The sequence below is a fragment of the Flavivirga aquatica genome (assembly GCF_001747085.1).
GTDB lineage: Bacteria > Bacteroidota > Bacteroidia > Flavobacteriales > Flavobacteriaceae > Algibacter_C > Algibacter_C aquatica.
In genome coordinates, this window is record NZ_MDJD01000034.1 from 432,264 (window position 1) to 446,132 (window position 13,869).

The 13,869-nt window shown below is 28.6% G+C and carries 12 protein-coding genes, 1 other RNA gene and 2 pseudogenes; 9 read left to right on the top strand and 6 right to left on the bottom strand.

Annotated features, from left to right (window positions below):
- The first annotated feature begins 48 nt into the window (after window positions 1-48).
- Window positions 49-400, top strand: an RNA gene (gene rnpB, locus A8C32_RS08025) — RNase P RNA component class A.
- A gap of 68 nt (window positions 401-468) precedes the next feature.
- Here the strand turns inward: rnpB and rsmD are convergent.
- From rsmD to A8C32_RS08040, 3 genes are read right to left on the bottom strand one after another with little or no spacing between them, the layout of a single operon-like run.
- A complete protein-coding gene (gene rsmD, locus A8C32_RS08030; protein ID WP_069829909.1) occupies window positions 469-1,026 on the bottom strand; it encodes a 16S rRNA (guanine(966)-N(2))-methyltransferase RsmD in 558 nt (185 codons plus the stop codon).
- Window positions 1,026-1,859, bottom strand: coding sequence for a DUF3822 family protein (locus A8C32_RS08035; protein ID WP_069829910.1), 834 nt, complete (start codon window positions 1,857-1,859; stop codon window positions 1,026-1,028). The genes rsmD and A8C32_RS08035 overlap by 1 nt, the downstream gene beginning before the upstream one ends.
- Window positions 1,840-2,580 (bottom strand): hypothetical protein, encoded by a 741-nt coding sequence (locus A8C32_RS08040; protein ID WP_205635382.1) that lies wholly within the window; start codon window positions 2,578-2,580, stop codon window positions 1,840-1,842. Before A8C32_RS08040 ends, A8C32_RS08035 begins: the two co-directional genes overlap by 20 nt.
- Before the next feature lie 129 nt (window positions 2,581-2,709).
- Between A8C32_RS08040 and A8C32_RS08045 the strand changes: the two genes are divergently transcribed.
- The 6 genes and pseudogenes from A8C32_RS08045 to A8C32_RS08070 all read left to right on the top strand — a co-directional run bounded on the left by A8C32_RS08045 (window position 2,710) and on the right by A8C32_RS08070 (window position 8,160).
- Window positions 2,710-4,137: an ATP-dependent DNA helicase gene (locus A8C32_RS08045; protein WP_069829911.1), complete on the top strand. Its 1,428-nt coding sequence runs from the start codon at window positions 2,710-2,712 to the stop codon at window positions 4,135-4,137.
- Window positions 4,138-4,394: 257 nt separating this feature from the next.
- Window positions 4,395-5,123 carry a 3-deoxy-manno-octulosonate cytidylyltransferase gene (gene kdsB / locus A8C32_RS08050; RefSeq protein ID WP_069829912.1) on the top strand — a complete coding sequence of 243 codons (729 nt, stop codon included), beginning with the start codon at window positions 4,395-4,397 and terminating at the stop codon, window positions 5,121-5,123.
- Window positions 5,124-5,155: 32 nt separating this feature from the next.
- Window positions 5,156-5,860 carry an HAD family hydrolase gene (locus A8C32_RS08055; RefSeq protein ID WP_069829913.1) on the top strand — a complete coding sequence of 235 codons (705 nt, stop codon included), beginning with the start codon at window positions 5,156-5,158 and terminating at the stop codon, window positions 5,858-5,860.
- Between the two features lies 1 nt (window position 5,861).
- Window positions 5,862-6,491, top strand: a pseudogene (locus tag A8C32_RS08060) (CatA-like O-acetyltransferase).
- 36 nt (window positions 6,492-6,527) lie between these two features.
- A complete protein-coding gene (locus tag A8C32_RS08065; RefSeq protein ID WP_069829914.1) occupies window positions 6,528-7,610 on the top strand; it encodes an iron-containing alcohol dehydrogenase family protein in 1,083 nt (360 codons plus the stop codon).
- Between the two features lies 1 nt (window position 7,611).
- Window positions 7,612-8,160 carry a 1-acyl-sn-glycerol-3-phosphate acyltransferase gene (locus tag A8C32_RS08070; protein ID WP_069829915.1) on the top strand — a complete coding sequence of 183 codons (549 nt, stop codon included), beginning with the start codon at window positions 7,612-7,614 and terminating at the stop codon, window positions 8,158-8,160.
- Between the two features lie 171 nt (window positions 8,161-8,331).
- On the opposite strand, the gene A8C32_RS08075 is transcribed toward A8C32_RS08070, so the two are convergent.
- Window positions 8,332-10,926, bottom strand: coding sequence for a zinc-dependent metalloprotease (locus A8C32_RS08075; RefSeq protein WP_069829916.1), 2,595 nt, complete (start codon window positions 10,924-10,926; stop codon window positions 8,332-8,334).
- A 179-nt stretch (window positions 10,927-11,105) separates the two neighbouring features.
- Between A8C32_RS08075 and A8C32_RS08080 the strand changes: the two genes are divergently transcribed.
- On the top strand, window positions 11,106-11,846 hold the full coding sequence (locus A8C32_RS08080; RefSeq protein ID WP_069829917.1) for an NYN domain-containing protein: 741 nt from the start codon (window positions 11,106-11,108) through the stop codon (window positions 11,844-11,846).
- Between the two features lie 81 nt (window positions 11,847-11,927).
- Here A8C32_RS08080 and A8C32_RS20565 read toward each other — a convergent pair whose 3' ends face one another.
- Window positions 11,928-12,092, bottom strand: coding sequence for a hypothetical protein (locus A8C32_RS20565; RefSeq protein WP_165605810.1), 165 nt, complete (start codon window positions 12,090-12,092; stop codon window positions 11,928-11,930).
- A pseudogene (locus tag A8C32_RS20285) lies at window positions 12,092-12,222 on the bottom strand (ISAs1-like element ISPto5 family transposase); the annotation flags it as partial. The pseudogene A8C32_RS20285 and the gene A8C32_RS20565, both read right to left, overlap by 1 nt.
- A gap of 386 nt (window positions 12,223-12,608) precedes the next feature.
- Between A8C32_RS20285 and A8C32_RS08085 the strand changes: the two are divergent.
- Window positions 12,609-13,490 (top strand): transporter, encoded by an 882-nt coding sequence (locus A8C32_RS08085; protein WP_123803360.1) that lies wholly within the window; start codon window positions 12,609-12,611, stop codon window positions 13,488-13,490.
- The last annotated feature ends 379 nt before the right edge of the window (window positions 13,491-13,869 follow it).

The following is a 13,869-nucleotide window of genomic DNA, read 5'->3' on the forward strand; positions in this document are numbered from 1 at the left end:
CGTCTAGAAACTACATCTAGACGATTTTTTTTGTTATACTTTTGCCAATAAGCAGATCGCCTTATCGCTTTTGTATTGATTTTTTTAATACTAGAGAGGAAAGTCCGGACACCATAGTGCAATATAGTGGTTAACAGCCACCAGTCGTGAGGCTAGGAAAAGTGCAACAGAAAGTATGTACAGGTAATGCTGTAGTGAAATCAGGTAAACTCTATTAGGTGCAATGTCATGTATACTAACGTTTGAGCGTGCACGCGCGATTGTTAGAGGGTAGACAGCTAGAGTATATTAGTAATAATATACGTAGATAAATGATAAGGATATTTTATATTTTAATTTGGATAAATCCAGAAACAAGATTTAAGATATACAGAATCCGGCTTATAGAACTACTTAGAAATAAAAAGTCCTTCTTTTAAAAGAAGGACTTTTTTTGTTTAAATTTTTATTACTTAGTTATCTTAAATATTATGGGTGTAGGTCTTTATCAGGATGTTCGAAAAAACTAAAAACATTACCACCATAACTTTTTGAGTAACTATAATTAGATAACTCAGATAGATTAGTGTGTTTTGAATGCTCAACAATAAGCAAACCATCATTTAACAGTATATTGTTTTGAAATACTAGTTCAGGAATTTTTTGAAATTGTTCATCTGTAAAATCATAAGGAGGGTCTGCAAATATTATATTAGCTTGCATAGTTGACTCTCCCAAAAATTTAAACACATCACTTTTTATAGTTTGTATAGACATTTTGAAAGTATCCGACGTTTGATTAATAAATTTAATGCAACCAAAATTTTGATCTACACAAGTTATATTCTCAGTACCTCTAGATGCAAATTCATAACTTATATTGCCAGTTCCTGCAAATAAATCTAATACAGAAACCTCATCAAAATAATAATGGTTATTAATAATGTTAAATAATGACTCCTTTGCCATATCTGTAGTTGGACGTACAGGTAAGTTTTTAGGAGCTATAATCTTCCTACTTTTATATAATCCTGATATAATACGCATTAAAAGCTTTTTATTAGTGTGAAATTTGAATGATTGGTACTAGGTGATTCATTAAACTTAAAGACATCGTGTCGATTACCAAAACTGATATTTCTTATGTATTTATATGTAATACTGTAAACTTCACTATCATTAGTAATATCACCAATAAAAACTAAATCTAATATTTCTGGATTAAGCTTTAATTGCTCAATAGTGAATAAAATATAATAAATGAAATCTTCTTTTGTGTTGTAGATAAAGCTATTGTAAAGTAATAATTTTGACTTTTTGACAATTATTATTTCGAAATGTGTTTTACTTACATTAACATAGACTTTAGTAGTATCTGCGTTTTTTTCAATATTTAAAATTTCACTAATTAGAACTGTAGATACGTGTTTGAAGGTAAAAGAACCAAATTGATCATAAATAAAATTATTAATGTTTATATATGGCACATAAACATTTACACTATCATTAAGCAAAATACTATCATAAGTAATAAAATCTGATTTAAGTATTTTAGAGTTGAATTTTAAATAATCAGCTAAACAGTTTTCGTCAAATAGAGGTGTAGGTATTAAAGTAGATAAATCGTTATCATGTATTACACATACATTGCTAAACGATAAATTTTCAAGAATATTTTCATTCTCAAATTGTAGTTTTAAATGATCCAAAACTTCTAAAGGATTTAGTCTTTTATCAAAGAAAATATCCTTTAGAGTGGTAATAGTATTTAAATATCGATCTAGTATACAAAAAGAAAGTCCACTCAAGCTTATTTGAATGGACAATTCTATATTTGTTAATTCGTCGTTAGACGAAATATTATTTTTTGGTAACGCCATATGTTTTTGGCCAATTTCCGATTGTTTTTACTTCATCCATAGATCCAACTATTAAGGCATCTCCATTAACACCGTCAACAGATACTATTTGATTTTCTTGCATAACCAAATCCTTTTCTTGGTCATGTAAAATAACTTCCTTTTTTACAGAAGCTTCAAATACAGGTATATTTATATCGTTTTGTTCAATAAAACCAGATTGCAAATTAAATTTAACATTTTCAACACCTGGCACATTCATCATTGTTTTGTAACGGTCTGAATTTTTAAATAAAGAATCTTTTACAGGTTTGAAACCTAAAGTATCAATAATTACAGTATCTTTCATAGTTTCTACTCCACCATATCGGGCAGTTAATTCCTCGTCAATAATTTGGCTATCAGTTCGTTGGGTGATTGTGAATTTAGCCGTATCTATAAACTTAACTAGATTATCAAAATTATCTGTAAACCTTCCAGTAACCTGTCTATGAGCCAATTGTGCATCCCTAATATCCATTAAACTTTTAATTACAACTTCGTAACGTTTATTTTTAATCTTATTAAATTTAATAGGACCAGTAACAGAGTTCCAAGTTTGATAACCTAAAAATACTATTAATGCCCAAAGCAATATATTTAAAACAGGTTTGAGTTTTGTAGGTATAAATTTATCAATTAGCTTAACCAAGCCAATTGTAACTAGTATCACTGCAACTGCACTAAGAATAAATGTTAACATAGTATGTTTTTAATTAAAAAGTTTATTAATGGTATTTAGCAAATCTACAATTTTTTTTTAATCGTAAAAACCTATGAGAGTAAAAATCATTTCTATCTTTGAATAATTTATTAACTCGTAAAGCTCTAAATGACCTCATCTCAATTTTATTCCCTTATAAAACAGCAGTTTCCGTTTGAACCAACGCTAAAACAGAATATTGTTTTACAACAGTTATCTGCATTTATTTTTGAAACAGCTCCTAATGTCCTTTATTTACTTAAAGGTTATGCAGGAACTGGTAAAACAACTATTGTAGGAGCTATAGTAACAAATTTATGGAAAGCTAAAAAAAGTGCAGTATTGATGGCTCCTACAGGTAGAGCAGCTAAAGTTATTTCTAATTATTCAGGTAATCAAGCGTTCACAATTCATAAAAAGATATATTTTCCTAAAAAAGAAAAAACAGGAGGTATTAAATTTGTTTTACAGCCTAATAAACACAAAAACACTATTTTCATTGTAGATGAAGCGTCTATGATACCAGATACACCTGGAGATTCAAAACTATTTGATAATGGCTCTTTATTAGATGATTTAATACAATATGTGTATTCTGGACATCAATGTAAATTACTTTTAATTGGAGATACAGCACAATTGCCTCCAGTTAAATTAGATTTAAGCCCAGCTTTAGATGAAGGAAAATTAGGTTTAAATTATAATAAAGAGGTTACGAAAATGGAATTGGACGAAGTAGTACGTCAAGAACAAGATTCAGGTATACTTGTAAATGCCACAGTTTTGAGAGATGCTTTGACTTACAATATGCATGATTCATTTAAATTTGATTTAGCCAATTTTAAAGATATTATAAGACTTATAGATGGTCATGAAATTATGGATGCTATTAATGATGCTTATGGTGACCATGGAAAAGAAGAAACAGCTATTATAGTTAGAAGTAACAAACGAGCTAACCTATATAACCAACAAATACGAAATAGAATTTTATTTAATGAAAATGAATTAACTGCTGGAGATTATTTAATGGTAGTTAAGAATAATTATTTCTGGATAAAACCAACTACAGAAGCAGGATTTATAGCTAATGGTGATATTATAGAAGTATTAGAAATCTTTAGAATTGAAGAACTCTATGGTTTTCGCTTCGCAGAAGTTAAGGTACGTATGGTAGATTACCCTAAAATGATGCCATTTGAAACAGCATTAGTTTTAGATACTATAAATGCCGAAACACCTTCTTTATCTTACGACGATTCTAATAAACTATATCAAGAAGTCATAAAGGATTTTGAAAATGAGACTAGTAATTACAGAAAGTTTCTAAAAGTAAAAGCAAGCAAACACTTTAATGCGTTACAAGTGAAGTTTTCTTACGCAATTACCTGTCATAAATCTCAAGGTGGGCAATGGGATACGGTTTTTGTAGAACAACCATATTTACCTAATGGCATAGATAAAGAATATTTACGTTGGTTATATACAGCAGTTACAAGAGCTAAAAATAAATTATACCTAATTGGATTTAAAGATGAGTTTTTTGAAGAAAATTAACTATAATCAATTTTGATAGGTTCTAAATTTTAGTTTTAAAAATTAAAAACGTTAAACAATAATTTCAATTACAAATAGTTGATTAGCTTTTCTCAGCTATAGATCTTTACAATAGTTGTAATCTTTTATTTTTTACAAAAACTATATTTACTATTAAATTTGTCGATAATCTCAATTTATATGAAAAGTTTAATCTATTCAAACTAGAAAACCTCTAATATTTGTACTATTTTTGAAATAGATTTGACTTATACTATATGAAAATAATTTCAATGATTCCGGCACGATATAGTGCATCACGATTCCCTGGTAAGCTTATGCAAGATCTTGGAGGAAAAACAGTAATTCTGAGAACTTACGAAGCTACAGTTGCTACAAATTTGTTCGATGATGTTTTTGTAGTTACAGATAGTGATATTATTTATAATGAAATTGTAAATAATGGAGGAAAAGCAATAATGAGTATAAAGGAACATGATTGCGGAAGTGATAGGATAGCAGAAGCTGTTGAATCTATGGATGTTGATATCGTTATTAATGTTCAAGGAGATGAACCTTTTACAGATAAAGAGTCACTAGCTAAACTTATTGAAGTATTTAAAAAGGATCATGATAGAAATGTAGATTTAGCATCTTTAATGGTACATATTACAAATCTTGATGAGATTAATAATCCAAATACAGTTAAAGTGATTATAGATCAATCAAATTTTGCATTATATTTTTCACGAAGTCCTATTCCTTATCCAAGAGAGAATAATGTTGGAGTAAAATATTACAAACACAAAGGCGTTTATGCTTTTAGAAAAGCCGCTATTTTGGATTTTTATAGGCTACCTATGCTGCCTTTAGAAGCTTCAGAAAAAATTGAATGTATTCGTTATCTAGAATATGGTAAACGCATTAAAATGGTAAAAACAGACGTTCAGGGAGTTGAAATAGATACTCCTGAAGATCTAGAGCGAGCAAAAAAAATGTGGAAATAATTTTTAGTAATAATAATTTTAAATAGATTTTTTTGATTAAAGATTACGAAAATATTAAAGTAATAGGTTTTGATGCAGATGATACCTTATGGGTAAATGAAACGTATTTTAGAGAAGCAGAAGTTAAGTTTGGTAAGTTATTATCTGAATATGAAACTTTAAATAGAATAGATCAAGAGCTTTTTAAAAAAGAAATAGGCAATTTGCCTTTGTATGGTTATGGTGTTAAAGCTTTTGTGCTTTCAATGGTAGAATGCGCATTAGAATTATCTAATTATAATGTATCAACAAAAACCATAGAAGCTATTATGAATATTGGTAAAGAGATGCTTAATAAACCAGTAGAGCTACTTGATGGTGTTGAAGATGTTTTAAAAAAACTATCACAAAACTATCGCTTAATATTAGCAACTAAAGGGGATTTATTAGACCAAGAACGCAAATTAGAAAATTCAGGATTAACAAGTTATTTCCATCATATAGAGGTTTTAAGCTATAAAAGAGAAGTTAATTATTCTAAATTATTAAATCATTTAGATATAAACCCCTCTGAATTTTTAATGATTGGAAATTCATTAAAGTCTGATGTTTTACCACTAGTTAATATTAAAGCTCATGCTATTCATGTACCATTTCATACTACTTGGGCACACGAACAAGTAAGTGAAAAAGAAAAAAATGGTAAAACATATAAAACTTTAAACTCAATTAGTGAACTTTTAAAGTTATTGGATTAATTTGAGAATTATCGATATAAACACCTGGAATAGAAAACAACATTATATGCATTTCTCTGCACTAGAAAATCCGTATTTTGGAGTAACTATTCCTTTTAATGTTACTAACGCATATAAAAACTCAAAGGAAAGTAATATTAACTTTTTTGCAAGATATTTACATGATAGCATGCGAGCAATTAATAGTATTGAAAATTTAAAGTATCGAATATAAAATAACAATGTTGTTGAATATAACATTATACATGCATCTCTAACATTAATGAGAGATGATAACACATTTGGATTTTCATTTGTTGAATATGATGAAAATTTGAATATATTTATTAAAAATTTAGAAGTTGAAAAAGAGAGAGTTAACAATACAAAAGATTTATATCCGCTAAAAAATGGTTTAGATTGTATACATTGTTCTGCACTTCCCTGGATTGAATTTTCTGGTCATAAAGAACCTGTTTCTGGAATTAAGGACTCTATTCCAAAAATAGCTTTTAGTAAGGTTAGTAATGTCAATAATGAATTAATGATGAATGTATCTATTAATGTTAATCATGCTTTGGTTGATGGTTATCATGTTGGCGTTTTTTCTGAAAAATTTCAGCGATTTTTAAACCAGAAAAATTTAAAATAATAGTATTTTTGACTTTTGTAAAAGAAAATAAATTAAATGACTTATAAAAACTTTCCAATGGTACCAAGAGTTATTTTTGGTAGAGGTAGTTTCAATCAATTAAATGAAATTTTAGCCCCAAAGCGCTTAAACATGAATGCACCTTTTATTTTTCTGGTGGATGATGTTTTTAAGAATAATGTATGGCTAACATCTAGGATATCATTATCTTATGATGATAAAATTGTTTTTATATCTACTAAGGAAGAGCCTAAAACATCCCAAGTAGACGAGTTGGTAGAAGATATTATTTTAATGTCTAAAGAAAGACCATCTGGTATTATTGGAATTGGAGGAGGAGCATTATTAGATTTAGCGAAAGCTGTATCTATTATGATAACTAATGAAGGAGAAGCTAAAGATTATCAAGGTTGGGATTTGGTTAAAAATCCAGCAATATATCATGTTGGAATTCCAACAATATCGGGAACAGGTGCAGAGGTTTCAAGAACTACAGTACTTACAGGACCAGACAGAAAGTTAGGAATAAATTCAGATTACACACCTTTTGATCAAGTTATTTTAGATTCAGAACTTACAAAAGATGTTCCTAAAAATCAATGGTTTTATACAGGAATGGATTGTTATATTCATTGTATAGAATCGTTAACAGGTACATATCTTAATGCGTTTAGCGAAAGTTATGGAGAGATGGCTTTAGATTTATGTAAACAAATATTTTTAGAAGATAATCTTTCTACTATTGATGCTCAAGAAAAGCTTATGATGGCTTCATGGCATGGAGGTATGAGTATAGCATATTCTCAAGTAGGAGTTGCACATGCTATGAGTTATGGTTTATCTTATTTATTAGGAATAAAGCATGGAGTAGGGAATTGTATTGTTTTTGATCATTTGGAAGAGTTTTACCCTGAAGGTGTTGAAGTTTTCAAACAAATGAAAATTAAACATAATATAACATTACCACAAGGAATCTGTTCTAGTTTGAGTGACAAAGAATTTGATATTATGATTGATGTTGCTTTAAGTCTTGAACCGCTTTGGGAAAATGCTATTGGTAATAATTGGAAAAAAACGATTACTAGAGAAAAATTACGAGATCTTTATCAAAAAATGTAATATGCAATGGTTAGCCAAACTTATTTATTATAAAATTTTAGGTTGGCAGGTTGTTGGAAATACAAATATTTCCAAAGATACTATAAAAAAAGCTGTTATTATTGCTGTACCACATACAAGTTGGCACGATTTCTATATTGGTATTTTATTGCGTAAAGTGGTAAATATTAATATAAATTTTATTGGCAAAAAAGAATTATTTGTATTTCCATTAGGATGGTTTTTTAAAGCTTTAGGAGGATCTCCTATTGATAGGAAATCTAATGAGAATAAAGTAGCTGCAATAGCTAAATTATTTGAAAAACATGATGAATTTAGAATGACTATAGCTCCAGAAGGCACTCGAAAAAAAGTAAAACAATGGCGTTCTGGATTTTATTATATAGCAAAACAAGCTAATGTACCTATAATAATGATTACGTTCGATTTTGAGAACAAACAGAACAATATTTCCGAACCTTTTTATCCTACAAACAACATATCAAAAGATTTAGAATTTATGCATGCCTTTTTTAAGGGTGTAAATGGTAAAATTTCTGAATACTCTTAATCGTTTTATTTCTAAATGTAGTATGGCATAAATTTTGATTTAAATAATGTAACACATGAAACATAAAGTAAACAATTAAATTTGTTCTTAAAAAGAAACATGCGTTAATCCAAAAATAAAAGCTACTTCTAGATTACAAGAAGTAGCTTTTTATTATAAAGTAGTTCCTTTTTATTTAACTTCTTTTATAGCATTATCAATTAGTGTTCTTAAATGTTGTTTATGAGCTCTTGATGATAGATTTCCAGTCGCAGAAATCATATTTCTTATAGATTTTAAATTATATAAAGCCATAGACTTTGAATTATGAGTATACCTATTGTTTTGTTTACCTATAAGCATATTTATAAGCATGTTTGTATATTCTAATTGAAGGTTTTGTCTAAACGAATTTACACTACTATAAATATCAGACTTAAAAATGGCATTATTTAAATCTGTCATGAATAATGATAATGTATATTTATTTCCATATAATTCCGAATCAGTAATACGTTGAAGCGTATTGAAATGCAGTAAATGGCGTAAAACATTTTTTTGATAACCAAGAACTTGACTATGAATTTTTGGATCTTCAGTAGTTTTAAAATTGAATCCTCTACGTTGCATTGCTAAATAATTATATAAATCATTAGGAGCATCAAAAGAATTAGGAGCAAAAACATATGTTTTCAATGCATTCATAGCTCTTTTTTGATCTTTAAGACTTACTGGAGTGTAAGGTTGCGTTTCTCCTTCTTGTCCAGCCATAGCTCGATCAACATAAACCCCACCGATATATCTAGAAATAATATCTGCAGCGCCTGCTTTCTGTCCACTTAATAAATAATAAACTCGCCTAAGTTCTTGGTATGATTTTCCATTTTTAATAAATCTACTTTTTGCTGTTTTCATTAAATCATTAACTAATTTTATACGATCCACGGAATATTTTATAGCATCATTAGATTGATCGTCTATCATCACTCTAGGATCTATGGCTTTACCTGGTGTTCTCATATCATCTGCATCGTTACCAAAAATAAGTTCGGGTCTTGTAGAAAGATTTAATAAATCTGATTTATCTTTTCCTGTTTTAAAAGGTGTGTAACCAAATTGAATAGCCCAAATATCGTATGGACCAACTGTTACATCATCATATTGTCCTTGTTTACTTCTATCTCTAGTTATATTTAAAGTAGCATAATCCATTACAGAAGCAGTTAAGCATTTTCCTTTAATAAATTCAGGATTAGCTAATTGTTCTGGAGAGAACAATTGACTAGCTTTCATGTTATGATTAAGACCTAAAGTATGCCCAACTTCATGCATGATTAAAGCTAACATCGATTCTTTTTTAATGCGTTCCATTTCTAAATCTGACGCTCCAGTTGCAGATGCTACAGTATTTGCAAACATGATGTCTTCATGCATTTGGTGTCCTAAAGAACAAAACAAACCATCATTTTTATTAAACGCTGAATAATCTTTAGTTTCATTTAGCTTAGCCAACTCATAAACTTTATCGTAAAAAACTCTATTAGTAAAATGTGCATACTCCAGCATAATATCTGCACCTAATATTTCCCCTGTTTTTGGGTTTACAAAACTAGGACCATAACCACCAAAAGGAGGCTTGGGAGATGAAGTCCAACGAAGTACATTATACCTTATATCACCAGCATCCCAAGTAGCATCATCTGGTTGTATTTTAACTTCCATGGCGTTTTTAAATCCAGCTTTTTCAAAGGCTTTATTCCATTGTAAGACACCATTTTTTATAGTTTCTCTCCATTCTATTGGGGTTGAGTTTTCAATCCACCATGTTATAGGTTTTACAGGTTCAGAGATAGCCAAGTCAGGATTTTTCTTTTTCAAATTCCATCGATGTACTAAATCACGAAAAGGTGTAGAACTTGTTGATGTTTGATCATTAACTTGAGTTGTAAAATAACCTACTCTAGGATCATCGTATCTAATTTCATAATCATTGTCAGGCATTGCAATTAAACTATGGTGTATTTTAATACTAACATTTCGTGCATCTGAAACAGCATTAGAACCCGCATTTAATACAGAAGGCGAGGAGTATACATATTCAATAGTTAAATTTGTATTCTTAGTATAGTTCTTAATGGCGTTTATTTTGGTTTTAGTTTTGCTTAAACTCCCTAATTTGAATGCTGTTGGAGGTTGTCCTGGTGTTCTTGGACTTTTAATTTGTGATAAAATTTCACTCAAAAATAAACTATTGGCATCTATTAAATAATGTCCATTTTTTTTATCATGGGCTTTAATTTTTATACTTGCCATGTTTCCATTACTTACATTAGCACTTTTAGATTTTGAAAGTGGGCTTTCAGGATCAAAATAAAAAGAAGTGTTTTGGGTTACAAATTCTATTTTATTAAAATATTTTTCAATTTTGAATACTTTAGAACCTCTATAAATACCTCTATTTATTCTACTATCCATAACACCATCTGCAACTTGACTAAAATAAATAAAGTCTTTATTTATTTGATTATCAGTAATTATCATTTGTAAAGACCCTGTAATTGTATCTTGATAGATGGTAAATAGTCCTTCTATTTTCTTACAAGACTTGGTTAAACTTTTTATAGTTTTTTCTTTAAGTTTAGGTCTTTTATTTAATAGAGTTTCAGAGGTTTCATCTTTTTTCTTTTTCTTTCTATTTTGCGCATTCATATCATTTGGCAAAATAAAAAGCACTAAACATAAAGCAATACATATTTTAGTATATGTTTTTAATTTACTTAATTTCATGTTAATTAAATGATTTTTAAGGATGTGAAATCCAGTTTAATTTATTTATAAAAGTTAGCCACTATAAAATTAGATATAAAGTGAGGGTTATTGTCTTATAAATATGTTAAAAGACAATTCGGATTTATATTATATAATAAAGTTGATATTAAATAGTTAAATTATATATCTTTATATGCATGATAAAAGACGTTAAAATTGCAGTTTTAGTTGATGGTGATAATATTCCTTCTAAGTATATTAAAGAAATGATGGAAGAGATTGCTAAGTATGGAACACCTACAATTAAAAGAATTTATGGAGATTGGACGAAGCCTCATTTATCTAAATGGAAAAATATATTGTTGGAACATGCGATAAGTCCCATACAACAATATGCTTATACCACAGGAAAAAATGCTACAGATTCTGCAATGATTATAGATGCTATGGATATTCTATATTCTGGTCATGTGGATGCTTTTTGTTTAGTTTCATCAGATAGTGATTTTACAAAACTAGCTACTCGTTTACGAGAAGCTGGTAAACATGTTTATGGGATAGGAGAGAAGAAAACACCAGAGCCGTTTATTGTAGCTTGCGATAAGTTTATTTATTTAGAGATTTTAAATAAAGATACAGAAAAGCAAGAGGATGGTACAAAAACTAAAAAGAAGAATTTATATAATATAACGCCTAAAGTAATACGTTTGCTTAAAAACTCTGTTGCAGATGCTGCCGATGATGATGGTTGGGCTTTTCTTGGAGACGTTGGGTCTTTAATTATAAAAAAACAGCCAAATTTTGATTCGAGGAATTTTGGTTTCGATAAGTTAACTCCACTTTTTAAATCTCTAGACCATTTTGAAATGGAACAACGCGACCAAAGTAATGGACGATTTAAATTGATTTATGTTAGAAATATTTCAATAGCCAAGTAAAAAAAACTCAATAGCTATTATTTATATTTCCCCTAAAATTTTATCCATAACCCAACTGGTATGTATAGCAGTTAAACTTGTTTAGGGGTAAGCATCTTTTTTACCTGTTAAATAATCTCGCATCTTTTGTAGATGATGAATTTGAATATGCTTTGGGTTTTCAATTGAGCAAGTTTCGTTTTTTGATTCACTTTTTAAAATAATTGGATTATCATGGAATACAGAAAATTCTAACGGCAAACACATTAAACTTTCATTAGATTAAGTACCTCAATAAGGTAAAGATTGTCCCATCCAGCTTTGAGTCTCTTATTTTTAACCCAAATTTTACTTGATTTTTCATTTTTAATAGATTCAAAGCTATTTTGTTTAGTAAAGTTTAATGCTTTCTATGTAATGAGACAGTACGTTGCAAAACAAATTAAAACTAATCATTAATGGTTAAAAAAACCACATCAATTTAAAAAGTTTTTCTTTAAAAAATTAAAAATGAGGGTTTTGTGTTTGGAATTCATGAATTTTCGCAATAAAATCATTAAAACTAATATTAATCCTTCCTTAGTGTAAGTGTTTTATTATTTTTCTACAATGTTAGTTAACTAACATTGTAGAAAAAATCTTATTATTTAATTTACACAATCAATAACTTATAAAACATAAAAAAATCAGTAAATGTACAATCTTGTATTTAACCTTTGATTCGCATATTTATTAGTTTTCGATGTAAGATTCAGTTATTTTGAATATTATAAAACAATGATCATGAAAAAAAATCACATTACAATCAAACACAAATTATTAATAGCTTTAATTCTGTTCAGTTGCAATAATATGGTGTTTTCACAAGGCTTATTAGATGGATTTACAGCAGTAAAAGGAGACGTTTCTATAACAGGCTCTTATACTTATAGTTATTTTAAGGCATTATATGCAGGGAAAAAGAAAAAAGAAAATATTGGTAAGTCAACCCAAAATATAGGAAGTATTTATGCAAAGTATGGTTTAACGTCAAGATTGTTGTTAGTAGGTAATCTGGCTTACATAAAAGCAGAACGACCAAAAAAATCACAAAAAGTATCAGGCTTACAAGATTTTTCTGTAGCATTAAAATTTAACACTTATAAACATAATTTTAAACATAGTAATTTAAATATAATTACAGCATTAGGAGCAACTATTCCTGCTAGTGATTATGAAGTAGATAAATTTATATCTATTGGAAATGGAGCTGCTTCTGCAAATTTTACAGCAGGGTTGCATTTTAAAACAAATTCAGGTGTTTTTGTAACAATATTAGACACTTATAGTGTTAAAGGGGATGCTGATAATGATGGTGTAGGAGAAGATTATGATGTACCTAATACAAATTATATTGTAGGTAAATTTGGTTATGCTAGTTCGTTAATTTATTTAGAAGGATGGATTGATTATACGAATTCTATTGATGGACCAGACTTAGGAAGTGAAGGTTATAGATCTGGTGGGTATTCTGAAAATGAAGTTGATTTTACTAGAATTGGAGTTACAGCATATAAAAATATCATTCCTAGCTTAGGAGTAAGTATAGGTTATAGTACAGTAATTGAAGGTCGTAATATGGCTGATTCAACTTCATTTTCAATTGGTTTAACGACCAATTTATAAGGCATAATATATTTTATCTATATTTTCAAATAGGGTTTGTGTATATCGCAAGCCTTATTTTTTGTTGATATCCCTACTATTTTCTGAACACTTTTTTAAAGACAATTTTTTAAGCTGCTAATTTGAGGTTTTGATAAAATTGATTTTCTATTTGTATAGGTGTTTTATATCCCAGTTTACCATCGACTCTAAATGCATGACATGATCTTGATCAGATAGATTTTAATTGTACGGAGCCGTTTCAAAAGTCTGATCGTATTGATTCTTGATTAGATTTGGTATAATAAATAATTTCAGGCTTTTGACCGGGATATTATACCAATTCTATCACAAAATGCAACACATAATCTGTTTATTTAATATTTCTTCATTATAAAAA

Coding starts and splice junctions, on each gene's coding strand:
- A8C32_RS08035 (WP_069829910.1), bottom strand. CDS start 1,859: ATGGCGTTACCAAAAAATAATATTTCGTCTAACGACGAATTAACAAAT.
- A8C32_RS08085 (WP_123803360.1), top strand. CDS start 12,609: ATGAAAAAAAATCACATTACAATCAAACACAAATTATTAATAGCTTTA.
- A8C32_RS08065 (WP_069829914.1), top strand. CDS start 6,528: ATGACTTATAAAAACTTTCCAATGGTACCAAGAGTTATTTTTGGTAGA.
- A8C32_RS08040 (WP_205635382.1), bottom strand. CDS start 2,580: ATGTTAACATTTATTCTTAGTGCAGTTGCAGTGATACTAGTTACAATT.
- A8C32_RS08075 (WP_069829916.1), bottom strand. CDS start 10,926: ATGAAATTAAGTAAATTAAAAACATATACTAAAATATGTATTGCTTTA.
- rsmD (WP_069829909.1), bottom strand. CDS start 1,026: ATGCGTATTATATCAGGATTATATAAAAGTAGGAAGATTATAGCTCCT.
- A8C32_RS08070 (WP_069829915.1), top strand. CDS start 7,612: ATGCAATGGTTAGCCAAACTTATTTATTATAAAATTTTAGGTTGGCAG.
- A8C32_RS08080 (WP_069829917.1), top strand. CDS start 11,106: ATGATAAAAGACGTTAAAATTGCAGTTTTAGTTGATGGTGATAATATT.
- kdsB (WP_069829912.1), top strand. CDS start 4,395: ATGAAAATAATTTCAATGATTCCGGCACGATATAGTGCATCACGATTC.
- A8C32_RS20565 (WP_165605810.1), bottom strand. CDS start 12,092: ATGTGTTTGCCGTTAGAATTTTCTGTATTCCATGATAATCCAATTATT.
- A8C32_RS08045 (WP_069829911.1), top strand. CDS start 2,710: ATGACCTCATCTCAATTTTATTCCCTTATAAAACAGCAGTTTCCGTTT.